The sequence below is a fragment of the Variovorax sp. F042 genome, from assembly GCF_057814215.1.
The window spans coordinates 429,668-454,530 of record NZ_JBVASX010000004.1; the positions used below are offsets into that span (position 1 = coordinate 429,668).

Sequence of the window (24,863 nt, forward strand, 5' to 3'; positions counted from 1 at the left end):
CGAACGGAGCATCAAGGAGCAAGCAATGAAGCGAATCGCCATCGTCGGCGCGGGCCAGTCGGGCCTGCAACTGGGTCTCGGACTGCTCGCGGCAGGCTACGAGGTCACGATGTTCAGCAACCGCACGGGCGAAGACATCCGCCGTGGCAAGGTCATGTCGAGCCAGTGCATGTTCCACACCTCGCTGCAGATCGAGCGCGACCTGGGCCTGGACTTCTGGGCGCACGACTGTCCCACGGTGGACGGCATCGGGCTGGCCGTGCCGCATCCCGAGCAGAAGGGGGCCAAGGCCATCGACTGGGTCGCACGGCTGAATTCGAGCGCCCAGTCGGTTGACCAGCGCGTCAAGATCCCGGCCTGGATGGACGAGTTCCAGAAGAAGGGCGGCGAACTCGTCTTCAAGGACGCGGGCATCGACGAGCTCGAGGCCTGTACGCAAAGCCACGACCTCACGCTGGTGGCCAGCGGCAAGGGCGAGATCTCGAAGCTCTTCGAGCGCGACGCGCACAAGTCGAGCTTCGACAAGCCGCAGCGTGCATTGGCCCTGACCTACGTGAAGGGGATGAAGCCGCGCGAGCCGTACTCGGCCGTGTGCTTCAACCTCATTCCCGGCGTGGGCGAGTACTTCGTGTTCCCGGCGCTGACCACTACGGGGCCCTGCGAGATCATGGTGTTCGAAGGCGTGCCCGGCGGCCCGATGGACTGCTGGGCGGACGTGAAGACGCCGCAGGAACACCTCGCGCGCAGCAAGTGGATCCTCGACACTTTCACGCCATGGGAGGCCGAGCGCTGCAGGGACATCGAGCTGACCGACGACAACGGCATTCTCGCGGGCCGCTTCGCGCCGACGGTGCGCAAGCCGGTGGCGACGCTGCCTTCGGGGCGCAAGGTGCTGGGCCTGGCCGACGTGGTGGTGCTCAACGATCCGATCACGGGGCAAGGTTCCAACAACGCGGCCAAGTGCGCCGACACGTACCTCAAGAGCATCCTCGCACGCGGCGACGGCGTGGCCGATGCCGCGTGGATGCAGCAGACCTTCGACCGCTACTGGTTCGGCTACGCGCAATGGGTCACGCAGTGGACGAATATGCTGCTCGCACCGCCGCCGCCCCACGTGCTCAAGCTGCTCGGCACCGCCGGCGCGATGCCGCCGCTGGCCAGTGCCTTCGCCAACGGGTTCGACGATCCGCGCACCTTCTTCCCGTGGTTCGCGGACCCCGCGGAGGCGGACCGCTACATCGAAACCTGCGCGTCCGTCGCATAGCCTGGAGCGAACGCATGAAGCGACGCGTGGCCATCGTCGGCGCCGGACAGTCCGGCCTGCAGCTCGCGCTCGGCCTGCAGCGCGCGGGGCACGAGGTGACGGTTTTTTCGAACCGCACGGCGAGGGAGATTTTCGAAGGGCCGGTGATGTCCAGCCAGTGCATGTTCGAGACCGCGCTGCAGACCGAGCGCGAGCTGGCGCTGGACTGGTGGGGAGGCGAGTGCCCACCGGTGGAGGGCATCGGCATGACGGTGCGCAACCCGGAAGGCGGCAAGGCCCTCGAATGGAGCGCGAGGCTCGACGGGCCTGCGCAGTCGATCGACCAGCGGCTCAAGATACCCGCCTGGATGGTGGAGTTCGAGAAGCGCGGCGGGCGGCTCGTGCTGCAGGAGGTGGGGCTCGATGCGCTGGAGGCTTGCGCCGCAACCCACGATCTTGTGGTCGTTGCAAGCGGCAAGGGCGAGATCTCGCAATTGTTCGAGCGCGACACGGAGCGCTCGCCATTCGATCGACCTCAGCGCGCACTGGCGCTGACTTATGTGAAGGGGATGAAGCCGCGCGAGCCGTGCTCGGCCGTGTGCTTCAACCTCATTCCCGGCGTGGGCGAGTACTTCGTGTTCCCGGCGCTGACCACTACGGGGCCCTGCGAGATCATGGTGTTCGAAGGCGTGCCCGGCGGCCCGATGGACTGCTGGGCGGACGTGAAGACGCCGCAGGAACACCTCGCGCGCAGCAAATGGATTCTCGACACCTTCCTGCCGTGGGAAGCGGAACGCTGCACGAACATCGAGTTGAGCGACGACAACGGCATCCTCGCGGGCCGCTTCGCGCCGACGGTGCGCAAGCCAGTGGCGACGCTGCCTTCGGGGCGCAAGGTGCTGGGGCTGGCCGACGCTGTGGTGCTCAACGATCCGATCACCGGCCAGGGCGCCAACAACGCAGCCAAGTGCGCCGACATCTACCTGAAGCGGATCCTCGAACACGGCGACGCACCGTTCGACGCCGCGTGGATGCAGGAAACCTTCGACCGTTACTGGGAAGGCTATGCCCGCTGGGCCACCGACTGGACGAACAGCCTGCTCGCGCCGCCGAAGCCGCACCTGCTGAAGCTGCTGCAGAGCGCCACTCACATGCCCGCGGTTGCGAGCACCATCGTCAACGGCTTCGATGATCCGCGCATCTTCGCGCCCTGGTGGTTCGATGCCGTCGAGGCAGACCGTTTTCTGGAAACCCGGGCGCGCGAGGCGGTTGTCGACCGCTTCGACCGACGCGACTTCCGCAAGGCCCTCGGACAGTTCACCACCGGCGTGACCGTCATCACGACCCGGGCCCTCGACGGCCGTCGCGTGGGCATGACCGCCAATTCGTTCTCTTCGGTCTCGCTGGACCCGCCGCTGGTGCTGTGGAGCCTGGCCCGGCAGGCGCCGAGCGTGGCCGACTTCACCGGCGCCAGCCACTTCGCGATCAATGTGCTGGCGGCACATCAACACCACCTGTCGCGGCAGTTCTCGACGCCGCAGGCGGACAAGTTCGGCGGGGTGGACTGCTGCGAAGGCACGGCCGGCGTGCCGTTGCTGAGTGGCGTCATCGCCCGGTTCATCTGCCGCAACGTGAAGCAGTACGACGGCGGCGACCACCTGATCTTCATCGGCGAAGTCGAGCGCTACGACCGCTTCGACGGCGAGCCGCTGGTCTTTCATTCGGGCTACTACCAGGTGACCACGCGACACCCGGAATGCGTGCAATGAGCGCACGGCCCGCACCATCATCCAACCCTTGAACGGAGCAGTTCACATGCAGGAAAAAGCGCCCGACGCCACGCACCACATCCGCATCCAGGCCACCGACGGCAGCGGCAGTTTCAGCGGCTACCTCGCCGTGCCGAGCTCGGGCAGCGGCCCGGGCCTGGTGCTCGCGCAGGAAATCTTCGGCATCAACCACACGATGCGCGAGGTGGCCGACTACTACGCCGAAGAAGGCTATGTGGTGCTCGTGCCCGACCTGTTCTGGCGCCAGGAGCCGAACGTGGAGCTGGGCTACTCGCCAGACGACTGGCAGCGCGCCTTTGCGCTCTACGGCGGCTTCGACGAGGCCAAGGGTATGGAGGACATGCAGGCCTCGATCAGCGCATTGCGCCAGCGCCCCGAAGTGCAGGACGCCAAAGTAGGCGTGCTCGGCTTCTGCCTGGGCGGCAAGCTGGCCTACCTGGCGGCCTGCCGCACCGATGCGGACGTTGCCGTCGGCTACTACGGCGTGGGCATCGACGCCGCGCTCGACGAGGCCGACAAGATCAAGCGCCCGCTCACGCTGCACATCGCAGAGCTCGACAAGTTCTGCCCACCCGAGGCGCGCGACCGCATCGTCGCCACGCTCCGGGGCCGGCCCGGTGTCTCGCTGTACGTGTACCCCGGCATGGACCACGCCTTCGCACGCGCAGGCGGCGAGCACTTCCACAAGCCCTCGGCGCTGATGGCGCACGAGCGCAGCATCGCCACGCTGAAGGACGCCATCGGCCCGCACTACGACCTCTCGGCGCTGTGGGACAAGCACTGCGAATACGAGTTCGCCACCCGCAACGTCGACGACACCATGTCGACCATGGTGGCCGAGCCGTACGTCAACCACATCCCGACCATGACCGGCGGCGTGGGCTACAAGGCGCTGCATGCGTTCTATACGAACCACTTCGTCAACAGCAATCCGCCCGACACCTCGCTGGTGCCGATCTCGCGCACGGTGGGCGCCACGCAGGTGGTGGACGAGATGCTGTTCTGCTTCACCCACACCACCGAAATCCCGTGGATGCTCCCGGGCGTTGCGCCTACGGGCAAGCGCGTGGAAGTGCCGCTGCTCGCGGTCATCAAGTTCCGCGGCGACAAGCTCTATCACGAGCACATCTACTGGGACCAGGCCAGCGTGCTGGTGCAGGTGGGCCTGCTCGATGCGAAGCTGCTGCCCGTGGCCGGAATCGAGACGGCGCGCAAGCTGCTGGACGAGACGCTGCCGTCGAACACCCTGATGTACTTGGGTAACAGAGGTGGGCAAGCGAGCCTGGAAATCTACGCACAGACCACGTAAGCCCAGGTCGGGCATTCGAACACCGTCTTTGCGAACGCAGAGAGGCAACGCCGCCTCATCGGCAGAAATGATGAATTAGATCAATAACTCCTCGATGCATATAAAAGTGCAACGGCTCCACCTGGGCGCTGGAACAGGAGAACTTGTGCGACTGTATGTTTCCCCGCTTCCTTTTGAAACCGCACTGAGCGGCTCGTTTCTCGGCACCAGCCATGCACGCAGCGCAGAGCTCGACGAGGACATGGACCCCATGCGGGTCTTGCTCATCGACCATCAATCGACCCAGTGCAAGACCTTCAACGAAGGACTGGAGAGAAACGGTTTCACCGTGGACATCGTGAACAGCGAAAACGCAACCGTGAACCCGGCCATCGCACAGGACTACGCGCTCATCCTCCTGAACTCGATGCGACCTGGCCAGGACGGAGCCCATGCCGTTCGAACGATCCGGCGCAAGACGGATGCACCTCTGCTGGTTCTGACCGAACGCGACAGCGTTGCCGCTCGCATAGCGGGCCTGGAGCTTGGAGCGAACGACTATCTGGTCAAGCCGTTCCAGTTTTCCGAACTGCTGGCCCGCGTCAAGGCGCTGGCCCGCAGCACCGGTGTACGCCCGCAACCGGTGCTTCGCCTGGCCGATCTGGAGCTCGACGAGCGGCGCGCAAAGTTCTCCCGCGATGGGACCGAACTCGAACTGACCAGGATGGAGTTCACGTTGCTGGTGGTGTTGCTTCGCAACCAGGGCAAGGTACTTTCACGGTCCCAACTCGCCAGGCGCGTCTGGGATATGGAATTCAATGCCAAGACCAACGTGGTCGACGTAGCCATCCTTCGCCTGCGCAGCAAGCTTGACGCCCCGTTCGAGCCGAAGCTGCTGCATACGGTGCGAGGCGAGGGGTACGTCCTCGAGGAACGTACCGAACCCTTGTAGAGCAAGAGCAGGTGGACAGGCGGGTTGAAGAGAGGGGCGAAAACGCACACTGCGTGTCGCGGTTTGCCTCAAGTCACAGGACGATTTGGAGAGGTTTGAGACTGGAAATTGGCCCCGGAGGGGATCGAATAGACCTTACTTAAATCCGTGGAAACGCCGTTTTCAAGGCGGAGGCTTGAAAAGTACCGACATAGATACCGACAAATTCCAAAGTACGCAGTCAGTGGGGAAAAAGCTAAGCGATTGCTCCATCGCTTCGGCTCGGCGACACAGCCTCAACACTGACGGCTAACGCGGAGCATTCCAGCGCGACTTGTCGGGAAGGACACGGGCGACGTAGGGAGAGGCGCCCACGGCGCGGGGTGAGGTGGGTCACCTCGTGGCTTAACCTGTTCAACACGACAAGGCCACCCGCGAGCAGCGGCTACGGCGACAAGAATGGCGGGACGTAACTCCTGCTGCAGTCGATGCATGAGAGCAAAATGCGCTGGTCGGCACGCCATGAAAACGTCGTTCCAAGAACGGCTCGCGAGGCTGCGAGTTTCAACAGGACGGGTGCTACTCTCAAGAGACGACGCAGGCGCGTAGAAGGGAACCAAGTGCCATAGGGGCTGACTTCATCGGACGAGTAGCAAGCGCCCCAATTTTTCTCCGACCGCAGTTGCCCGTGAGTCGCCCAAATGCCCCGAGTTTTCGCGCCACTCGCTTCACAGCTGCGTATGCCGATAGGTCACTCTCATCTTTGCCAAAAGCGACTTGATTAAACCGAATGCGGCCTGTGAGGTATGTGTCGATTGGTCAATGCAGGCAACGGCACTCTGAGCCGAGCCTGCTCGTACGTGCGTCCTAGTTCAACTTAAAGACGATGTACCTCAAATTTGAATTTCGCGCCGTCTCTGAGAACAGTATTTTAAAAATTAATGAGCATAAAAAATAAAAACTCCTTCACAAAGATTGCCGCCACCGAATTGTTAGATCAAGAAATGCGCAAGGCTGACGCAAAAAACGAACGTGAGTACACCGTCCTTCGGGTTTCGTCGAATAAAAATTCGAAACGAGTTGTTGTTGATGGTAAAAAAGGTCCCATCGACATGGAATTTCATCGACATGCCCTTATAGGCGTCGGTGACCGCATTCGTGTGAGGGAAGGACTGGAGCGCCGCGTCTGGATTATCGCAGCAGAGAATCAAGATGCGTTACCCGTCGTACCGACTTTTGAAACGGAATACGCAGTCCCGTTTGCGGCCGAAGAGGTTTCTATAAGAATTATCCAGCCGTTGACGGCTAACGATCACCAGGATCATGCGGATTTAGAAGCATTTCATTATCGGGGACTGGATTTCACTGATTTAGAAAATGGAACAAAAAAAGGCGTGGGAGGGCGTCGCGTAGTATTACTGGCCCAAATGAGGATAAACGGACTTTGGGTAACCGTCGGCTACGTAGAGCTTCAAATGCCCTTGCTAATGGCCAAGCCCAGGCACGTCGCCTTTGATCGTCCGTTCCAGCACCCCTCTGGAGTGCAATGGGATGCCTGGCGTAGAGGAGGGCAGGACAACGTAAACCGGATAGTGCGAATCGCTCGCACTGTGGTTCACCCAGAATACAGAGGGGGAAAGTTATCTGCAACTCTCGTCCGAGCCGCAATGCAATTCGCACGCGAGCGCTGGCACGTCGCAGGCCGCCGGCCACTCTTCCTCGAAATTTCAGCGGAAATGCTTCGCCATATCGATTTCGTTTCTGGATGTGGTTTCCATTATCTTGGAAATACGGAGGGAAACTGGGAAAGAATTGCGAAAGATCTTAAAAGCATTCGCGGTGGAGCAAAGGGCGCATCCGGAATCATGAGTGCTCAGCGAAAATATTACGCGGCCTTTGAGGAGTATAGGAAGCTTACGGGAGACTCATTTGAGTCATTGCAAGCACGTATTGCTGAACTACTTGCATTGGCCAATCCATTTGCAGCAATGAGCAAGGACGAGTGGCTCGCGCTTCGACCAGTAATACGATCACCCATCCCCTATTATGTGGTGGGGCTCGATAAGTTCTCAGACGATTTTGTTAAGCAAGCTGCTGTCGACAAGCCTCAGAAAGTTTCTAATCCGCAGTCTAAGCGCCCAGATCAAATAGAGTTGCGTAAGATTGAAATATGGTCGAATTACAAAATTCCACCAACAGAGCATAACCGTCTTGTTATGACAAGCTTTGGTATTGTCACGGAAAGACTAATTCAGAGACTGACAGGGTCTGTAAATTTTACGGCACCTCTAGGCACAGTTACATTCGTTGCGGGCGCAAGTGGATGTGGAAAGAGCCTTTTTTTAGCGAGCCTTGATCCTAGTTGGAAGCAGGGCACCGTTACAGTACGAGGCGGTGTTTTTCCAAAGAACTATAAAGTCGGCTGGCTGCGACCTTTTCCAGCCAACGCTACGTTATTCGGATATCTCGCCGAGCAACATGGCGCCGAGCGGGCATTTGATGCACTGTCGCGTGTAGGCCTTTCGGAGGCGCTTCTTTTTCTCAAACCATTTGATATGTTGAGTCGAGGGCAGCGATATCGGGCGATGCTTGCTAATTTATTGCTTGGCGACGATGATGTATGGCTAATTGATGAATTTTGTTCCGATCTTGATCCTCTGTCCGCCCGCATTGTTGCTAGCCGGTTGCGTCACACGGTCAGAGCAGAAAAACGTATTGCATTCGTCGCAGCTGCAAACCATGGTCACTTTATACATGCGCTCCATCCAGCAAAAGTGGTAGTTCTTAGAACTGGGCGTGAAGCAATTGTTGGATCTTGGAGGGATTACGCAGATGGCCTTCTCTAATAAGTTGTCGGAAAGTTTTGGAAAAATCATTGAGCAAAGTCCATATACTGCTCTAGATCCGATCGTAAAAAGTAATTATATAACTAAAGGGCGTAATTTAATATTTGGGCGCAGTGGGCATCCGCAACCTCAAGATCTTATATATCTTGGGAAAGTTTTGGAAACAGCAACAGGCTCAAGCTTGCTCGGCGCTGATGCTTATCTCGATACAAGCTTTCCTCACGTGGCCTACATAACTGGAACACGCGGGTCGGGCAAAAGCATGGACTTGGGGGTCTTGTTGGAGGGGTTAAACACATTAACCGCGCCGTCTCCAATCTCGTTAGACGTTACTCCCGTTTCCACTTTCTTGATTGACACTCAAAGTCAGTTTTGGACATTAAGGTACGCACCACAAGGTGACGAAGGCGCGCGTCAACTGGAACAGCTAACCGAGTGGAATCTGACCGCCAATCCCCTTGCGCAGACTCGAATCTTTGTGCCTCCGGGGGCGGTTTCTTTTATGGGCGACGAAATTCCGCTCAAACTGAGACCACGCGATGTTCTTCATGAAGAGTGGTGCGGCTTGCTCGGACAAGAGGTCTACAGTCCGCAGGGACATTTACTCGCTGAAATTCTAGATAAGCTAGCGGGCCAAAATTTTGAGGTGGAGGAAATGATTCGCCTTCTGCGTGAGGGGCGCTTCAACACCACTATTGCGGAAACATCGAGAAATGTCGTAATTTATAGGCTGGCAGATTATGCTCGAACGGCATTGTTCAGCGCGAGCGGAATAAATATTGAAGATCTGTTGGTCGCGGGTCAATGCAACATATTTATGTTGCGGGACTTAAGGGACGAAGATAAAGCACTCGTGACAGCATTGCTTGCCCGCCAGCTTTTTACAATCATGGGGCGCTATCACCAGCAGCGGCGCGTCTCTGATTTCTTTAAAAAAGAGGTGGTCGGAAAAAAACTTCCAAGTCGCGTTTGGCTACTTGTAGACGAGGCACATGTAGTGTGTCCCGCGCAGGGAGCCTCCCCGGCAAGAGAAGCGCTCGTTGAATATGTGAAGCGAGGCCGTGATGCCGGTTTGTCGCTAGTTTTAGCCACGCAGCAACCTTCTGCGGTTGATGATCGCGTGTTAAGTCAAGTAAATTTATCATTCTCGCATCGCCTCACATTTCAAAGTGACATTAATGCGGCAATCGCTCGAATTCCAACAAAAATATTAACAGGAATGCGCGTGAGTGGAACTAAGGTCGCGGAATTTGGTGACATATTGCGCTTGCTGGAGGCTGGTCAGTGTTTTATCGGAGATCACGCTACTAGTCGAGCTGTTCTTATTCAGATGCGACCCAGGATTACTGCTCATGGCGGCCAAAGTCCAATCTAACGATTTTTCAATCTTCATGCGAAAGATCGGCTACTCGGTCGGTCTGGAGAATACGCTTGAGAGATTAAAAGATTTTGCACGGATTTATGCTGAAAAGGACTCCTTGTCCGTTGGAGATCTTAAGAGGCTTTTGCATAATCCCAAGCCAGAAGGATGGGGCCTTGAGCCGCAAAATGAGCACATTCTCGATTTTTTTCGTGCTATAGATGTATGCTTTTTAAATGGCGGTGATGTCGGCGTTTTGGAGCTAGGGGAGGCGTTGGGTATTGCGAAGAAATTATTATCCGAAGCCAATTTCGAATTGGCGGCACGTTTCTATCTGACTCATGCGCTTATTCGTGCCGATGGGGATATTTTCCTCAATGCTCTGGCTTCGGAATTTGAACCGAAAGAATTCTCGGCCAACGTTTTTAGACTCGTTGAGCACAAGTGGACAGTGCTCGAAAGTGTGTTCCGCACAAACCAGCAGCGTGCAGCAATCTATCGAGCTGTAACCATTGAAGTTCAAGAAAATAATCCAGGAAGCCGCGGAAAGCATATATCACGCTTTGGCCCGTTGATTTCCGCACCTGAAAGACGGCAGTTAGGGCCGCTTGCTGGTGAATTCGGGCGGCCAGATATCAGGATATCTGAAAACTACATTGAAAAAACCCTAGGCCGTCGGCGATTTTGGGCAATTTCTTTGGGCCTATGTGAGGAAGGGGGAGCGTTAAGTCCAACTGGAAGGCGGTTACTACGGTCACTCGCGGACGCGGGGTACGCAGGCCCCACGTGCATGGCGACTTGGCCGCTGGCACATGAGTTGGAAACTCCGTTGTTCTCTACGCTGACCCTTCCAAGTTCCGTCCCACTTTTGTCGTCGTGGGAGTTCATGCTGTTAGTAGGTCGCGGGCTTAATTTGTTTGGCGAAAGAAATCGCGAAGGTGGCGATAAAGAAATTTCAAATATCATTTCGGTTATCAGAGAGTTTCATTCGCTCAATAAGTCACGAAGCATTGTGAGGAACGAGGTCTCGATTCGCGTGGCATATCGTTGTTTGCTGGGGCTGTCTATTGGAATGCAAGAGGTTCCAGATTATCCGGCGCTCATTAAAAAAGAACAATCGCTTGATTCGCCAAGGGTGATCGCGAGACCCTCTAGGCTTGTTGAACTCGCCCTATCTATTAGTCGCTGATATGACAATTTACTTTTGTAAAGAGTTTATAAAAGACTTGGCTGAGCATCCTGATGCGCATTTTGCTGGAAAGGTCATGGCTAAAGTTTGTAATGCTGCTGGCGAGTTTGATCCAGCAATGGATGACCACCGGTTTAAGGGAATTCAGGATGCTTTTATCCGGTATATTTCACAAAAACCAAGCTACTATCGCGCGATTTATATTCGCCGCGGTGATGACATTTTTTGGTATCGAGCTGGCAGGCACCAAGTTGAAGATCGGCTGCAGGCTCCGGTTGAGCCGCTTCGGGGAGTTCCGATCGGCGTGACTCCGAGTGGGGTAGATGCAGCAGAAAACCATCGAAATCCTCGCTACACAAAGTCTACGAAGCCGCGCTTTCTACGTGAAGTTCTTTCTTCGCGCTCTCTAGTGCCGCACAAGAGTCTCATACTGGTTAGCCCGAAGCTATCAACAAATCTGATTGCTCCAACCGGAATAATTGGAAGTTTGATGGATAGGGCGCAAGAGTTTGGTGCGATGGTTACCGTAATCACATGCCCGCCCCGAGACAGCGACTTCAACGCGTATCGCTGGCTCGCAGCTCGTGGCGTTGACCTCAGATTTCACAATCGGCTAAATGCACGCCTTTACTACTTCGAGGTAGATGAGAAGCAGCTTGATAAAGAGCTTTCTCATATAAAGACGATGGCCATAGTCGGCTCGGCCGAGCTTACAGAGCGCGGCTTGAATCATCAAAATCCGGACGCCCTTACCGCAGAAGAAGAATTGTGCTACGAAATTAATGAAGATGATGTAGATGGCGCAATGGAGTTTTGTCTTGACCTTAGCAGTGACACGGTCGATTTTGTTACCTACGTGGCGCAACGCCACATCCAATGAAGGAAAATCATGCCAATGACAAATGCGCAATATTATGCGCTTTCTAATTTGAAGGCTAACCCCTTTAGGTCACAGGCAACATTTGAAGACGATCCGCGGCTTGCGATTTGGGCTGGTCAGGAGCGTGAGCGGCTTCTTTTGGAAAAATTTATTGCACGCTCTAGAGCTGAGCAGGTGGGAAATACAAATGGGTTGCTCTTGTATGGCCCTTATGGCACTGGAAAATCTCATGCTCTCTTGTGGAGTTTGCATTGGATAAGTGAATTCAAAGAATTCGGAGCTTCATCGGCTTATTACATCCCGACGCTTAAAAAGGACAAGGGTAAGCTTACATTTGCGGCGGCATTACGGGATGACCTTGTTGCGAGAACATCTTTTGTCGAAGATGTTTTTAATTTCAGACAGTATCTTGGGCGAGCAATTAAACAGTACATCGACGAACATGATCTAGGGGCCGATACGGCGGACGATTTTGTCATTGAGCGGTTGATTCCGCCTACCGAGCTTTTCAATTTTGCGAAAGAAATATATTCTTTGCAGGGAGATGCTCTTCGGGATTATCTTGCAAGAGATAGATCTGACTATCAGGCGATGCTACTTTTTACTCGTGTAGTCAATCTTTTTGTACAAGAGTTGCGTTTCAAAAACTCAACGACACGCTTTAGGCAGTCGGTTTACTTGATGATCGACGAGCTCGACGTCTTGGTAAATGCTTCGGCAAAAGAGGTCATTGAAGTAAATGAATTGATCAGGCATTTGTATGACATGTGTCCAAATTGCTTCGGATTGGTGTTGGCTTTGTCTGCGGAGCTTGAGCAAATTCCCACGGTATTTACTGAGTTTGTGCTTTCGCGAATGGGGCGGCAAATATCTTTTTCCCCGCTTGATCGACAAGCCGCAGTTGAATTTGCGATGGAAATTATGGATTCAGATGCAATGCGCGTAGAGCGCAATGATCCTCAGTTTATGGGAGCCTTTCCTTTTACATCGGAGGCCCTTGACGCTGTGCTAGGGGCAGTAACATTTCGGACGCCTCGTAAAATTGTGAATGTGCTTCAGCAACTTATTGAAGAGGCACGCCTAGCTGATTTGGATCCTAGCAAGGGCGCAATTACGGTACAGCAGCTAGACGCGAGCGGAATACTCGAAGACTTACTTTGATCTACAAGGCAGCGGCTTTGCGGGCCAATCGGACTGACGCACCGGTCTGCTAAGCGAGCACGCGCTGAGGTTGAGATCCACGGCTGCGGTTTCCTCCTGTGCTCATCCATCGATTGAAGCCGGCGTTACGGCTAAAGGTTGCAATCTGTTGAATTCCGGTGATCGCTGACCTTAGGGTGGGGGTAAACCTCATCGCGACTGGCCCACTGGAGAAAGATGGAATGGTTCCATGCCCTCAAAAGGTCCGCGTCGCAGGCACTCGGCGCAGCTCACGCTTCAGTTGTGTCATGACTCTCGCTCGGGCACCTTGGGTCGTCTTGTGCTCAGCGGAGATACGATCAAAGATCTCAATCGTTCGATTGATCAGGCCCAAGACGCGACGCGCCAGGCAGGGCTACGCTGTGACGCTTTGCCTTGGAGACACCTGCTTCACAGTAGTCAACCAGTAAGCGCTGTGGCTGTGCTGCTTCAGCCTCATTGCAAGAACAGAAAGTGCAGGAAGCGAGCCGATAGTTGATGCGGCGTTTGCTCTGGCTCACGCCATGCGCATATGCATTTTGGAGTCAGACACCTTCCGAACCCTGCTGTCGGCACGAGGCGGTGATGTATCGGGCGACGTTCAAGCCGTAGGTCGGGCACAACGATCAATGCCACCGCAGGAGCGGCCTCAAATACAAGAAAGAGCAGCTCGGTTAGTCCGAGCGGGTTGAGGAGGCTCGCGCGGCACCTTCGACGCCATGGGTGCTCGAATAGACGGCCCAAGTCGATATGGTTAGGCTGGCCACTTGGTATTCTTGAAGTAGCCTAGGTCGGCTTGGATCGCATTGATCTTGTCATTCTCAGCCGGGTCCCAGTTCGGCATATGCAAGTAGACGATGTCCGACGAGTGGCCGCGCTTTCTGCTCTGGGGCCGGTTCGTGGCAATACCGATGACGGTCCGCACTGACTGACAGCGCCCTCGGACAACAAGACAACGCAACATCAGTTCGTGTGCGCGACCGTCTCTTTTGGTCGAGTCGCCCGTTGTGAATACGAATGCAGTCTGGTTGTCTGCAACGATGACACGGGCAGCCACCAGCTTGTGCTTGGGTCGCAAGAAGTCCAAGAAGGCATCCGCGAGGTTTGCGCGGTGACCTCGTGGTTGCAGTGCCATGGCAACGAGAGCCAGTTCGTTCTCGGTGACTTCCTTTCGGAACATGTCGAACATGCCGTCAGTGAGCAGGTCGGACGCGAAGTGCTCAATCAGTTCATCCCACGCGTAGGATGTCTCAAAATCCTTGTTTCGTGCCAGATAGTCAGCCTGCTTCGTCAAAGTCTCCCACACGCCTTCGTGGATAAGAGCAAGTGCTGGTGCTCCGGTGTCCGGATCGAAGAGACCGAAATCATCGCCGTGCTGGACATAGAGCGCCATTAGATCTTCGGCGCCAGCACCCATAAAAAGCGGTCTTACCCCTCGTTCAAAGATGCTCTCAGCAGCAGAGAGATAGCGGACGAAGTCAGTGATAGTGGTGAGTTCTTTAAAGGTTGCCTCTAAGCTGTATTCGTCGAGCAAGTGAACAAAACCGTGCCCGAAATCACCCCATTTCAGAGGGGCGTTGCCTCTACCGCCCAGGGATACAGTTACCCGATGAAATTGGCGTTCCGTCCTCGGTGGAAGTGAAACTTCGCGCCCATCCTTCCGAATCACGCTATCAGCGACGCGCAGCCAGCGTTCGGCGCCCCAAATCTGTTGCACGGACTTCTCGATGGCAGCCTTCTGCCACCGTGCCCATCCAACAGCGTCTCCTGTGTCTCGGTATTCGATCTCTTTGACCGAAAGGATGATGATGTGCGGCCCGCAAACCACTAGGCAGTCGCAAAGTTCCTTTCCGCCTTTGCCTACTGGATTCGGATGGGTCCAGAGGCGCATGAAGCTGTTTATGCTGAGTTCGTTGACCAGTCGCTCTGATGGAGTAAGCCCTATGTTCATGGTGCAGATATATGAGTATCTCTGAGCAGAGATTGAGCGCCGTTTTTGTCAGAGGCGGCTGTTCACTCAGGGCCGATAGTAAGTGCGACACCGAGTCCACGGCATATAGCCGCGACAATCAGATATCTTGGCTTAGCGTAGCCGCGTGGATCTCGCGGTGGCGCCTAAGATAGGCAATCAGCCCAGGATATTGATGGAAGTCGCGGATGCAATCGGTCGGCTTGATACTCAGTGCAGACTGTATGTCTAAGCGGTGCCCGCGCTTCGATAGCAGGAGCTTGCCGCGGTCGTCGAATCCGATCAGCCCGAGCTCGAAGGCCTTGTCCAAGCCCGGCGGCAATAACAGCCCGTTGTCGGGGCCCCAGCGCTCGCGTGCCGTCGCGCATGCGCTCCAGGGCAGGATGTGCGATGCAATGAGCAGGTCTGGGTGGGGAAATCCGGTGACGGAGCATTTCCTGTCCCAACGGTCCAGCAGCCGCCGCCGGTATCCCGACTGGTTGACGCGTGCCTTGATGAGCGCCAGCTTTTCAGTCGCCGAGATGTGCAGGCATTCGATTGCGGCGATCGCCTGCTCGTCCAGCTCCCATTCGCGCTGTTCCGCCGCTTCGCTTTCCTGTGCGGTGAATACTTCCGTTTCTGGGGAAAGCATCTGGCGGTGGCAGGCAATCGCATAGTCGCAGAACTGTCCGAACAAGTTTTCCAGAACTTGGTTGCCGGGGCTGCCTAGCGCGGCGAGTTCGACGCTGTACCACACGCCAGTCACCGAAACTTGTTGGCGCTTCAGGTCCGCTTCGAAGCCGCGTGAAGGTTGCGCAGCGACCGTCGCGGGCGTGGCCGCCCTATCCAGCGCAAACCGTGGCCCGCGGGAAAAACGCTTGTAGACCTCGGGGTACTCGTCATCTACCCAGACGCGCAAAAGAACCTTGGTTCGGATATCAGTCTTGTCAAGTTTGAACGCTATCAGATGGACGCCCGGCAACGGGCGGCTGATCTTGATCCAGTATGCGGAGCCCTCGTCTTGAATAGTCTCGCTGCGGACCCTTCGAGACCCCTCTTCACGGGGGAAGCGCTCCGCCAGCCCCCGTCCGGCCATCTGCCAGTCCGGATATGAAATCTCCGCAGCTTGTACCCAATCGTGCCAGGTGGATGGACGAGCTCCGTTCGCTACGGCTGCGCCGGTCCGCTGATTGCTAACGCCTGCTGGGCTGCCACCCGCATCCCGGTCTGAGTAGCGACTGATCATCTCGGCGGCGGACTCGGTCTTTTGGCAGAGCGCGGCGGTCCACTGGACTGAATGCCCTTTGCTGACCTTGCTGCCAGAAGCCTCCCACAGTGCACGGGCATCGAGATCAGTCAGTTGCGCCCGCCGCACATGAGCATATCCAAATACCGTGCTGTCGCCGTCCCGGTACTCATAGGGGCCTGTGATCTGAAAAACGCCGCGAAAACGGCCCAGGCCACTCGCGATGACGTAGTCACCTTCTTCCATCTCGGCATAGAAGTTCCATAAGCTGGGACCGCCCGTTTGTGAATTCGTCAGCATCGGGTGATCCTCACGAATCCAACGACCGATCTCGGATGCCTGGACAGGGCGCCGCAGCATCAGATCGCCCACGTTGTTCCATCCAATAGCGATGAGTCCCTGCACCACATTGGCCGCGAAGGCGGTCGCGGGGTCTTCATGGTGGGAAATTAACTTCCAGACTTGCATGGAAACTTCTTTATTCTGTCTGTCTATATGGGAAACCGCGACACGGGTGGCGCCCGTCGTATTACCGAAGCCTTGCCATGTATGGATGTTACGAGCGATTCTCGGGACAGTCGGAGGCCTAGCGAAGCGAACCCGTTCTTGCAGAATCCGCGCGTGCCAGGATCGACTTCGCGGGCCGAAAACGCCGCTTCACACAAGAGGTGCGGGATGACATGCACGTGGCCCAGGGGAGGCTGAGCGCGGCCTATAGATGAAGTGCTGGTGACCGTCATAGCGAGGCAACCACGAGCGGCCACCCCTAGGGCGATTTGCAGGTCCAGGGCACACCCGTCAAGGTAGTCGCCGGGGAGACCTTGCTTTTGCTTTTAACGGCGGCGTCGGTGAGCAGATTGCGGCGCATACATAAAGCCGCACTGCGCGAACCCGATCTTCGTATGAATACATGAACTACCTCCGGGTAGTCCAATTTCATGCCGCATCCCCGTTAGCTCTTAGAGCCGTGCTTTGGCCGCTAACTCGGCCACGGAAACACCGATGCCTGCGGCGATCTGAACAACGGTCATAACGCCAGGGTTTTGCATCCCTCTTTCGATGCTGCTCATGTAAGAGCGATCGATGTGACTGCGATGCGCGAGTTCTTCTTGCGAGATTCCATGCGCTTTGCGCAATGCCTTGATGGCGGTACCAAGCGCCAACAGCGCTGGGTCGAGCGCGTGTTTGGGCGAGGCAATTGGCATAGACAAAATGCTCTCGCCTTGTGTACGATCACACCACGGACGATCTTCCACATATTGATCTACTCTCCGCATGCATTGCGTTGCTTCCAGACCGGTTCTCGAGCTCAAAGGCAGCTTTGTTGCCCTATGACTCGCAGACACGCCGCCTCGCCTCTGCCAACGGCTCGACCTCTGCGGCTGCCGGTCTCGGTGACGCGCGCCCGATCGCGGCAACCCGCACCGGTCGTGCGCAGCCTGCCCGCGTCGCGCATCGGTGCGCAGGTGAGGGCACTTCGCGTGGCGGCCGATATGTCTGGCGGCGAGCTCGCGCAGGTGTCAGGGATTTCTGCCTCAATGCTCTCGCGCATCGAGCGGGGGCTGGTCTCGCCTTCGGTGGAGACTTTGGAGCGTCTCGCGCAAGGCTTACATGTGCCGATGTCGCGCCTCTTCGGCGACCAAGCGCGCCGCACGGATTTCTGCCACGTGCGAGCTGGACGTGGTGTTCTTGTCGACCGTATCGGCGCGGTGGCGGACTACCGCTACGAATTGCTGGGCCATCTGCTCTCAGGCAATCTGTTCGTCGAGCCGTACTTGGTCACGCTGCTGCCCGGTGCCGATCCCTATGTCACCTTTCAGCACCCGGGTTTGAAGTTCCTGTACTTCCTCTCCGGGGAGGTCAGCTACCGCTACGGCGCCAAGGTGGTCGAGGTGAGTGCAAGGGATTCGCTGTTGTTCGATGCGACGGCGCTGCATGGCATCGAGAACATCCATTTGGGGCCTGTTTCATATCTCTCGTTGGTTTTCACGTTTCGTCAGTAGGCTGCTCGCGGCGGTACTGGCATGCGGCGGAGCGAGGCGACTGCTAGCTCGCGTATTCGCTATGCGCCGCTTTCCCCATTTCTTCCGCCTTGCCCCGGTGTTCGACATGCCGAACACTGAGGATGCATGGAATGGTTTCGGCAATCGATGCTTTCTTGTTCGATGAAAGGGCTCGGAAATTTTGGAGATGACCATGCGAGACGCTCTGCTTAAGCGGGATGGATGACCCACACCGGCAGTCGGGAAGTAGCGGTACAGGACGACGTTGAACTTTGAGGGCAGAGTTCTTGCGCGGTGTTGAGGGCAGGATAGACTGCCGTCAGACATTGTTTACCGCAACGGCGTTGCAATGACCAAGACCTCTCGATCCAGCACCGTGATCAGCGCTCGTGTGTCGTCCGACACGAGGGCGCATTTCGCCGCGCTGGCCGCACGCCATCATCTCAGCGCGTCGCGTCTGCTTGCGAAGATGGTCGATGAAGTGCTCGAGACCAACGGCGCGATTGCGCGTGAATCGAGCGGGCCACGATCTGCAGGTGATTCAGATGGCGGCGTTGGCGCAACGGATCGCATCGCGCTGCGGCTTCGCCGCGGCGACCGAGCGCTCGCGGCGCAGCGAGCCAGTGCCCGAGGGATGAAGACCGGCAGCTACCTGTCCATGCTGATTCACAACCATGTCCGCGCGTCGGCGGTGCCGCCGCCGGACGAACTGGACCAGATCAGGGCAGTGGTCGGCCAGCTGGCGGCGCTTGGTCGACAGCTTCGCTTGTTCGGCATGCCGAACACTCCGACAGGGGCGACGACCTCTGAACTGGGCGATGCGATCACGCTGGTTCGTCGCGAGGTCGAACTGGCACGCGACGTCACGGCGGCCGTCGTGCGTCGCAATCTCATCAGCTGGGAGACTGGTCATGCCTAAGCAGGTCGTGCACGTAGGCCGAAGCAGCCGCGGCTCGGCGGGTGCATCGCGCGACATGGCGCTGGACATCGTGAGCTATGGCCGGCGGGGTCCGGGCGGCAGGCTGCGCCTCGGAACCGGCGATATCGCCCAAATCCAGCGCACGGTGGGCCGTACGCCCGAAGTGATGGTGAAAGTGTCCGGTGGGGGGCGTGACGTCGGCGGTGTCGAGGCCCATCTGCGCTACATCGGGCGGCACGGCAAGCTGCCACTGGAAACCGATGAGGGGCTGACGCAACAGGGCCGAGGCGCGGCCAGGGAGATCGCGACCGACTGGCAGCTTGCGCTTTGCAGAAGCCAGTACAAGCCGAAACCCGCTCAGGGGCAGAAAGACACACGCGCGAAGCTTGTCCACAACATCGTCCTGTCGATGCCCGCCGGCACGCCTGCGGACAAGGTGCTGGCTGCGGCGCGGGTGTTCGCGCGCGAGAACTTCGCGCTGCAGCATCGCTATGCCCTGGTACTGCACACGGACCAGCCGCACCCGCACGTGCATCTGGTCGTCAAGTGCGAGCACGAGTTCGAGCCGGGCAAGCGCCTGTACATCCGCAAGGACACGCTGCGCCAATGGCGCGAGCAGTTCGCCGCGCTGATGCGCGAGCAGGGTGTGGCGGCCAACGCGACGCCGCGACAGGTGCGAGGGCAGGTCCGCAAGCCGTACAGAGATGTGATCCATCATCGGCTCCGTGCGCTTCGAACGTTCGGGCAACTGCCGCCCAGCGATCGGGCCAAGCATCAGTCGCCGAAGACCTCGGCCTTCATGCGCGCCAAGCTGGAGCGCGTGCTCCAGTTACGCGTGCGGGGGCAGGGCGCCTTGGAGGATGGCCAGGAGGCGATGCAGAGCACCCGGCGCGACGTCGCGGCGGACTGGCGTGCAACAGCGGACGCACTTCGAAGACAGGGCGAAGGTGATCTCGCCGCCCAGGTGGATCACTTCGTCGCGTGCATGCCGCCCGTCCGGACCGATGCGCGACGCATGGCCGATCGTTGGCGGGAAGCGGAGAGACGTCGTGCGCTGGGGCGCGCAGATGCTAAATCGCCTGAGCCGCATGTCCGATGATCGTAGAGATCGTCGAGGCCAAGTGCGGTGGCAGTGGTTCGTGTGGTGGCGTAGCTTTACGCTGATCACCGCTGCCGTTCATTGGCAGCTCGCCCTTGGGTTCGGCGCAGTCATCCGTCGTGTGAGAGCAGCCACTGCTTCATTTGTCTCAATTGCTCTTCACGGGCTGCGACTGCCAGATCCAATGCTCGCTGGCCATGCCGGCTGACACTGAACGACTTGCTCACATTCTGACCATTGATGCGGGTTTGGGCTCGCCACATGGCGGGTTGACCATCCGATGTCCATCGAATGCACGTCACGCCGGCGATGCCAATGGGTGAGTCGACCCGTGGCTTGGCTGCCTGTACATAGCGCGGCGTTTGCAACTTCTCGGCTTCGATCTCATCGCGCCACTGCTTGGCGGTCTTCAGCGAAGCGCGAACTCCACCGTGCGTGCTGAACAGGAATACGCGGCGATGGCGTTGGCCCTGCCGAACGAGCGTGACTTCCCAGCGGTCGTCCATGCGCCAGATGCCGCGCATCGAAGGTGGGTTGGGTATTCCCTTGGGCATGGTCATACGCCTCCAATGGGCCGGTAGCAACTCGCGCCAAGCGAATGCGCGTAATTCAGAATCGAGGAACTGCCGGAGGATACTTTTTGCGCATCTCCTCGGGCGTGATAAATCTGGCGCTCGGTAATGCCGTACATCTTGGCCGGCTTGCGAATCAGTCCGGACATGGGGATGGTTAGCGACGGTGCTTGGCCGGCAGAAAGACCGAATCTGTTGTTCCCGGAATTCCAGGTAAGTTCGTGAATTCGCTCACACGCAATCCGGGCGTAGGCTGCTCCAGTACAGCCGTCAACGTGCAGACGATGTGCGGGATCGAGAGGTTCACTGAGGCACCGTCGCCGAGCGTCAGGCCCTCCTCTTCAACGACCACGTCATCCTGCTGCATCTCATCGAAGTACAAGCTCTTTGCCCCTGCAATGATCCGATCGCCGCGCGACCCAACACGCCAGCTGGCCTTCTCGGAAAAGAACACCTTGATCGTTGCACCCTCGACCCGAAAGTCATGAATGTCACAAGGCAGATCGGCTGCGTTGACCATATTGCAGAAGCAAACTGCACTCAAGACGGACAACTTCAGCGTCTGATTGCAAAGCCGTACTTTCAGCATTAGGGCTCTATCCTCCATTCGCCAGATGCCGCGCATCGCAACGAGGTTGGGTATGCCTTTGAGCATAGGAGTCAGGCTCGGAGCTTGTGTCAATGTACGTTGTGCTCAACGACCGCATGTGGCCCGTTCGCATCGCCAGATCAGATCACTTGCGGTCAGCGCCGCGCGTCGAATCGGGCTTGAGCATGACCAACGCCTCGCCGCCTTGCCGGTCATGCTGAAAAATGAACGGCTGACCGCCAACGACAATGGCCACCGGAAACCGGCTGGGCGCATGACCGCTGGAGAAGCGCGCGATGGCCGCTCCGAATTGCGACGAGAGCGTGCGATCGGCCTGCGAAGGCGTGGTGATCACGCACTCGACACGGGGCTTGATCTGAACACCCAAGCTGTTATCCCGGGTCATGCCCAAGCGGGCGGAGCCCAGATCGGAGAATTCAGTGATGCCGAAGGACTTTGCCGCGTCGGCCGCCCCACCAAAGCTTGGCGCCGTCTTCAGGCAGACGGTCTCGAACGCAATGACGGCTTGCGCAGAGGTTGCCGCGGTCGCCGACGCATCTGCAGTCGGCGGGCGCGAGGCGCAACCGACCAAAGCCAGCGTGGCGGCGATCAGGGCGCAATAGGAATTGGAATGTCTCATGGTGTTGCGTCAAAGATTCGCGGGTTCAGACGTCGAGTCACCGAGCGCCATTCACAGCGTGGCAGCAGGTGCAGCAGGTGGGGTTGCCGGCGTTGTCGGCACGGCACGCTTGATGCGCGGTGCCAGTTTCTGCAGCACGTCCACCGTCTTGAAGACGCCGTCACCCTCTGCATCGGGGTCGGTGCGCAACTCGATCAGGATCGAGCGGTCGGGCAGCACAGGCGCCACGTAGTAGCCCGGCGTGTAGATATAGACCGGTGGTTGGTACTTGGGCAGTGCCGGAGTCGGCATGCGAAACATCGGCGTGGCGCCGGCGGTGCGGTGCATGCTCGCGTCACGATTTGCGCTGCCGACCACGACATCGCCTTCCGGCGCTGGGCGGCTGGACACTGCGACGACTGTCAACTCCGTATTCAGGTCAACTCCGCCGAAGATGTCTTCTCCGGAAAGCACCGTGGCATCCACCTTGCCTTCGATGATCTTGAACGCGGGTGCCCCGGCGTCCTGGGCGACTTCAGCACCGCGGTAGAGCAAGAAGGCGTCTACCCAGCGGTGGGACGTGCGGTTGTTGCCCATGAATCGCACGCGGTAGACCTGGTCTGACAGTTTGCTGCTGGTGTAGCCGAAGGCTTTGCCGTCAGTGCCGGCCGCACGGTACGACGTGGGGCTGACGCAGCCGGCCAGCAGCGCAGCTGCGGCGAAGGTGACAAAGAGTTTGAGCATTGGGGTCTCGCTTTACCGATGGATTTCAAAAGCTCGCATTGAGATTGAAGCCGAGCGTGACCTTCGCAGTGCGATAGCCCTCGGGCTTGCTGATCGGCGCACCGACAAAGAAGTCGTAGCTCAGCTTGGTCCACTGGCCGCGCACGCCGATGACGGCACCGGCCAGATGGCGACCGAGCAAGTCCACAGTAGAGCGACCGCCGACCTGGCCATAGTCGGCGCCGACATAGAGCTCGGCACCGCTCTGCCCCACAGCCCAGCCGATGTCGTTGCGGATCAGCATGCCGCGTTCGCCCAACAGGCTGGTCTCGCCATCAAAGCCGCGCACCGTGTAGCGCCCGCCGATGGCGAAGCGGTCTTGCGGCGTGAGTGGCGTGCGGTTCCATTGAGCGCGGATCAGGCCGGAGTACCGCAGCTTCTGTTCACCGAGCTTGAATGGGGCGTTCAGGCTGATGTCGGCGGTGTAGAGCTTCAGGCGTGAGGTGCCCTCGCCGAACTCCTCTTCGGGCGCGATACGGGAACCGAAGCCGCCGGTACCACGCTTGTAGGCCAGCGTGCCCTCGAGCGTCGCTTCGCCGATGAACTCCTTGTGGTTCAGGCTGAACTCCCAGCCGCTGACCACGCGGTGCTGCACCTCGACTTCGGTGTCGTCCACGAAGTTGCGCGATTCACGGCGCCAGCCCTTGACGGCCACCGTGGTTTTGCGGCTCTGGTCGCGGTAGACCAGGCGCGAGAGCTTGATCTCGGCGTTGTTGGACTTGCCGGCGTACACGTAGTCCTGGTTCAGGCCGGCCACGCTCTGGTGGTACTGGCTGTTGGAGGCAGTGACGCCCAGGAGCCAGTAGCCGTACGGCAGCGAGTAGTGAACGGTCTGGCCTTCGGTGCCCTTGGCCGGGTCGCTGAAGACGTGGTTGTTGATGTTGTGGTTGGCGCTGACGTAGAACAGGTCGTTCAGGCCGAAGGGGTTGTCCAGGGACAGGGTCGTGCCGGCCTGGTAGCGGCCTGTGGCTTCGGTGCCGCTGTCGTCGAGGTTGAAGGTGACGCGCCACTTCTTGGATTGGACGTACTTGACGACGAGGTCGCTGTCGCCGGGTTTGGCGTTGGGGGCGGTCGAGGGCTCGATCTGGATGTCGGCTTCGGCGGTGGGTGCGCGCTTGAGGTTCTCCAGGCCCTGCTCGATGTCGCGTAGGTTCAGGAGATCGCCAGGACGTGCGGGAATGGCCGTGGCCAGCAAGGCCGAACTGCCGAGCAACGTCGAAGACGAATCAGGTGTCGTCCGAATGGCTGCGATGCGGCCGGGCACGAGCGACAGCGTCAAGGTGCCGGTTGAAAGATCCTGAGGTGCGGCGAGAACGCGAGTCGTGACGTAGCCGCGGGCGATAGCGGCTTGCTGTGCACGTGCAAGGACCATGTTGACGCCGGCCGTGCCGAGGCAGCGGCCGATGGGCGAGTCGTTGCCATCGGGGCCTGAAAGATCGGCGACGGCCCATTGGAAGGACTCGGATTGTTCGCCGACCAGCAGCACCCGGTCGATGCGAAAGCACGGCGATTCGGATTCGGGAATGCGTTGAGCCGGCGCAGGCGGTGCTGCCTGTGGACGCTGATCGACGGTGCGCTCGTTCTGCTCGCGCAGGGCGCGTTCGCGCTCCTGCTGGCGTTGCTGCTCAACGAAGGGTTGTGGCGTAGTAGGCGATTGCTGGGCCAACGTCACCAGTGGCGAAAAGACAAGGGCTGCGGCCACAGCCATGCGCGTGCGCCGATGCACGCCGATGGGATGGTTCATGATCAGCGCCTGAACTCGACCGCGCGGACCGCAGACGGCTTACCGGAAAAGCCGCTCACGGTGCCATCAGCACCGAAGAGGATGTCCACCGGCTCATCTTCCTGGGTCGTCCAGTACCGCCATGTGTTGGCGTTCAGATCCTTGGTGTCATTGCGCGACGGGTAGTTGAGCGCCATCAGCACTTGGGGCCGGGTCATGCCGACGACGACCTTGGCGGAGTAAACGGCCTTCTGCACCTCGGGGCTCCAGGTGGCGAGCGTCAGCTTGGGGTCGGTCGGGACAACGAGCTGGCGCATCCAGTTCTGCATGTCTTCCTTGCTGCGACCCGTGTCATCGCGCAGCGAGACGTAGTCCCCGCCGATGGTTCCGTAGGCGTACTTGTCGCGCTTCAGGGTGTCGATCACCACGGGCTCGCCGGCCGGCACGATGGCGCCGCCCAGCATGTTGGTGCTGCTGACCCAGTCGTAGCTGGGGCGCAGGTTGCAGCAGGTGTAACCGGTAATGGGTGGGGTGAGCTTGGTGGCGCAGCCGCCCAGCGCGGCCGCGGCCACGAGCAGAGACAGGCGTGCGCGCTGGCACACGGATTGGTGTGACGGGAACATATTCCTTTTTCTCCCTGAAGTTGCGAATGTTCT

The 24,863-nt window shown here is 58.4% G+C and carries 21 protein-coding genes and 1 pseudogene; 13 read left to right on the forward strand and 9 right to left on the reverse strand.

All coding sequences use genetic code 11. The annotated features are described in order from the left end of the window. The first annotated feature begins 25 nt into the window (after positions 1-25). From ACZYSP_RS17390 to ACZYSP_RS17435, 10 genes and pseudogenes are all read left to right on the forward strand, one after another. Positions 26-1,264, forward strand: a complete 1,239-nt coding sequence (locus ACZYSP_RS17390) for a styrene monooxygenase/indole monooxygenase family protein (RefSeq protein WP_489015494.1) — start codon at positions 26-28, stop codon at positions 1,262-1,264. A gap of 14 nt (positions 1,265-1,278) precedes the next feature. Next, positions 1,279-2,514: pseudogene (locus ACZYSP_RS17395) on the forward strand (styrene monooxygenase/indole monooxygenase family protein); the annotation flags it as partial. Beyond that, a complete protein-coding gene (locus ACZYSP_RS17400; protein WP_256330825.1) occupies positions 2,488-3,012 on the forward strand; it encodes a flavin reductase family protein in 525 nt (174 codons plus the stop codon). The pseudogene ACZYSP_RS17395 and the gene ACZYSP_RS17400, both read left to right, overlap by 27 nt. A gap of 46 nt (positions 3,013-3,058) precedes the next feature. Then, the gene (locus tag ACZYSP_RS17405; RefSeq protein WP_489015496.1) at positions 3,059-4,342 is read left to right on the forward strand and encodes a dienelactone hydrolase family protein; all 1,284 of its coding nucleotides are present in this window, start codon (positions 3,059-3,061) and stop codon (positions 4,340-4,342) included. Between the two features lie 145 nt (positions 4,343-4,487). Further along, entirely contained in the window at positions 4,488-5,273 is a 786-nt protein-coding gene (locus tag ACZYSP_RS17410) for a winged helix-turn-helix domain-containing protein (protein WP_489015498.1), read from the forward strand. A 920-nt stretch (positions 5,274-6,193) separates the two neighbouring features. After that, positions 6,194-8,098, forward strand: coding sequence for an ATP-binding cassette domain-containing protein (locus ACZYSP_RS17415; protein ID WP_489015500.1), 1,905 nt, complete (start codon positions 6,194-6,196; stop codon positions 8,096-8,098). Next, complete coding sequence (locus ACZYSP_RS17420) at positions 8,049-9,473, forward strand: ATP-binding protein (RefSeq protein ID WP_489015502.1); 1,425 nt, start codon at positions 8,049-8,051, stop codon at positions 9,471-9,473. Before ACZYSP_RS17415 ends, ACZYSP_RS17420 begins: the two co-directional genes overlap by 50 nt. After that, positions 9,451-10,647 (forward strand): hypothetical protein, encoded by a 1,197-nt coding sequence (locus tag ACZYSP_RS17425; RefSeq protein ID WP_489015504.1) that lies wholly within the window; start codon positions 9,451-9,453, stop codon positions 10,645-10,647. The genes ACZYSP_RS17420 and ACZYSP_RS17425 overlap by 23 nt, the downstream gene beginning before the upstream one ends. Position 10,648: 1 nt before the next feature. Next, entirely contained in the window at positions 10,649-11,527 is an 879-nt protein-coding gene (locus ACZYSP_RS17430) for a phospholipase D-like domain-containing protein (protein ID WP_489015506.1), read from the forward strand. Positions 11,528-11,536: 9 nt separating this feature from the next. Beyond that, positions 11,537-12,688 (forward strand): hypothetical protein, encoded by a 1,152-nt coding sequence (locus ACZYSP_RS17435; protein WP_489015508.1) that lies wholly within the window; start codon positions 11,537-11,539, stop codon positions 12,686-12,688. Positions 12,689-13,460: 772 nt separating this feature from the next. Here the strand turns inward: ACZYSP_RS17435 and ACZYSP_RS17440 are convergent. The 3 genes from ACZYSP_RS17440 to ACZYSP_RS17450 form a co-directional block, all read right to left on the reverse strand. Next, positions 13,461-14,597 (reverse strand): hypothetical protein, encoded by a 1,137-nt coding sequence (locus ACZYSP_RS17440; protein ID WP_489015510.1) that lies wholly within the window; start codon positions 14,595-14,597, stop codon positions 13,461-13,463. A 178-nt stretch (positions 14,598-14,775) separates the two neighbouring features. Beyond that, positions 14,776-16,368 (reverse strand): HNH endonuclease, encoded by a 1,593-nt coding sequence (locus tag ACZYSP_RS17445; protein WP_489015512.1) that lies wholly within the window; start codon positions 16,366-16,368, stop codon positions 14,776-14,778. 491 nt (positions 16,369-16,859) lie between these two features. Next, positions 16,860-17,177 carry a helix-turn-helix domain-containing protein gene (locus tag ACZYSP_RS17450; protein ID WP_489015514.1) on the reverse strand — a complete coding sequence of 106 codons (318 nt, stop codon included), beginning with the start codon at positions 17,175-17,177 and terminating at the stop codon, positions 16,860-16,862. A 153-nt stretch (positions 17,178-17,330) separates the two neighbouring features. On the opposite strand from ACZYSP_RS17450, the gene ACZYSP_RS17455 reads away from it, so the two are divergent. From ACZYSP_RS17455 to ACZYSP_RS17465, 3 genes are all read left to right on the forward strand, one after another. Next, positions 17,331-17,903, forward strand: coding sequence for a helix-turn-helix domain-containing protein (locus tag ACZYSP_RS17455; protein WP_489015516.1), 573 nt, complete (start codon positions 17,331-17,333; stop codon positions 17,901-17,903). Between the two features lie 349 nt (positions 17,904-18,252). After that, positions 18,253-18,822, forward strand: a complete 570-nt coding sequence (locus ACZYSP_RS17460) for a hypothetical protein (RefSeq protein ID WP_489015518.1) — start codon at positions 18,253-18,255, stop codon at positions 18,820-18,822. Beyond that, the gene (locus ACZYSP_RS17465) at positions 18,815-19,921 is read left to right on the forward strand and encodes a relaxase/mobilization nuclease domain-containing protein (protein WP_489015520.1); all 1,107 of its coding nucleotides are present in this window, start codon (positions 18,815-18,817) and stop codon (positions 19,919-19,921) included. The genes ACZYSP_RS17460 and ACZYSP_RS17465 overlap by 8 nt, the downstream gene beginning before the upstream one ends. A gap of 110 nt (positions 19,922-20,031) precedes the next feature. Here ACZYSP_RS17465 and ACZYSP_RS17470 read toward each other — a convergent pair whose 3' ends face one another. The 6 genes from ACZYSP_RS17470 to ACZYSP_RS17495 all read right to left on the reverse strand — a co-directional run bounded on the left by ACZYSP_RS17470 (position 20,032) and on the right by ACZYSP_RS17495 (position 24,830). Then, entirely contained in the window at positions 20,032-20,481 is a 450-nt protein-coding gene (locus tag ACZYSP_RS17470) for a hypothetical protein (RefSeq protein ID WP_489015522.1), read from the reverse strand. Between the two features lie 169 nt (positions 20,482-20,650). Next, the gene (locus ACZYSP_RS17475) at positions 20,651-21,148 is read right to left on the reverse strand and encodes a hypothetical protein (RefSeq protein WP_489015524.1); all 498 of its coding nucleotides are present in this window, start codon (positions 21,146-21,148) and stop codon (positions 20,651-20,653) included. A 79-nt stretch (positions 21,149-21,227) separates the two neighbouring features. After that, positions 21,228-21,722, reverse strand: a complete 495-nt coding sequence (locus tag ACZYSP_RS17480) for a hypothetical protein (RefSeq protein ID WP_489015526.1) — start codon at positions 21,720-21,722, stop codon at positions 21,228-21,230. 51 nt (positions 21,723-21,773) lie between these two features. After that, positions 21,774-22,445, reverse strand: coding sequence for a CC0125/CC1285 family lipoprotein (locus tag ACZYSP_RS17485; protein ID WP_489015528.1), 672 nt, complete (start codon positions 22,443-22,445; stop codon positions 21,774-21,776). Positions 22,446-22,470: 25 nt separating this feature from the next. Beyond that, the gene (locus tag ACZYSP_RS17490; protein ID WP_489015610.1) at positions 22,471-24,192 is read right to left on the reverse strand and encodes a ShlB/FhaC/HecB family hemolysin secretion/activation protein; all 1,722 of its coding nucleotides are present in this window, start codon (positions 24,190-24,192) and stop codon (positions 22,471-22,473) included. A gap of 38 nt (positions 24,193-24,230) precedes the next feature. Continuing rightward, positions 24,231-24,830, reverse strand: coding sequence for a hypothetical protein (locus ACZYSP_RS17495; RefSeq protein WP_489015530.1), 600 nt, complete (start codon positions 24,828-24,830; stop codon positions 24,231-24,233). Positions 24,831-24,863 lie beyond the last annotated feature (33 nt).

Coding starts and splice junctions, on each gene's coding strand:
- ACZYSP_RS17390 (WP_489015494.1), top strand. CDS start 26: ATGAAGCGAATCGCCATCGTCGGCGCGGGCCAGTCGGGCCTGCAACTG.
- ACZYSP_RS17405 (WP_489015496.1), top strand. CDS start 3,059: ATGCAGGAAAAAGCGCCCGACGCCACGCACCACATCCGCATCCAGGCC.
- ACZYSP_RS17415 (WP_489015500.1), top strand. CDS start 6,194: ATGAGCATAAAAAATAAAAACTCCTTCACAAAGATTGCCGCCACCGAA.
- ACZYSP_RS17425 (WP_489015504.1), top strand. CDS start 9,451: ATGGCGGCCAAAGTCCAATCTAACGATTTTTCAATCTTCATGCGAAAG.
- ACZYSP_RS17430 (WP_489015506.1), top strand. CDS start 10,649: ATGACAATTTACTTTTGTAAAGAGTTTATAAAAGACTTGGCTGAGCAT.
- ACZYSP_RS17435 (WP_489015508.1), top strand. CDS start 11,537: ATGCCAATGACAAATGCGCAATATTATGCGCTTTCTAATTTGAAGGCT.
- ACZYSP_RS17440 (WP_489015510.1), bottom strand. CDS start 14,597: ATGCGCCTCTGGACCCATCCGAATCCAGTAGGCAAAGGCGGAAAGGAA.
- ACZYSP_RS17445 (WP_489015512.1), bottom strand. CDS start 16,368: ATGCAAGTCTGGAAGTTAATTTCCCACCATGAAGACCCCGCGACCGCC.
- ACZYSP_RS17450 (WP_489015514.1), bottom strand. CDS start 17,177: ATGCGGAGAGTAGATCAATATGTGGAAGATCGTCCGTGGTGTGATCGT.
- ACZYSP_RS17460 (WP_489015518.1), top strand. CDS start 18,253: ATGACCAAGACCTCTCGATCCAGCACCGTGATCAGCGCTCGTGTGTCG.
- ACZYSP_RS17465 (WP_489015520.1), top strand. CDS start 18,815: ATGCCTAAGCAGGTCGTGCACGTAGGCCGAAGCAGCCGCGGCTCGGCG.
- ACZYSP_RS17470 (WP_489015522.1), bottom strand. CDS start 20,481: ATGACCATGCCCAAGGGAATACCCAACCCACCTTCGATGCGCGGCATC.
- ACZYSP_RS17475 (WP_489015524.1), bottom strand. CDS start 21,148: ATGCTCAAAGGCATACCCAACCTCGTTGCGATGCGCGGCATCTGGCGA.
- ACZYSP_RS17480 (WP_489015526.1), bottom strand. CDS start 21,722: ATGAGACATTCCAATTCCTATTGCGCCCTGATCGCCGCCACGCTGGCT.
- ACZYSP_RS17485 (WP_489015528.1), bottom strand. CDS start 22,445: ATGCTCAAACTCTTTGTCACCTTCGCCGCAGCTGCGCTGCTGGCCGGC.
- ACZYSP_RS17490 (WP_489015610.1), bottom strand. CDS start 24,192: ATGGCTGTGGCCGCAGCCCTTGTCTTTTCGCCACTGGTGACGTTGGCC.
- ACZYSP_RS17495 (WP_489015530.1), bottom strand. CDS start 24,830: ATGTTCCCGTCACACCAATCCGTGTGCCAGCGCGCACGCCTGTCTCTG.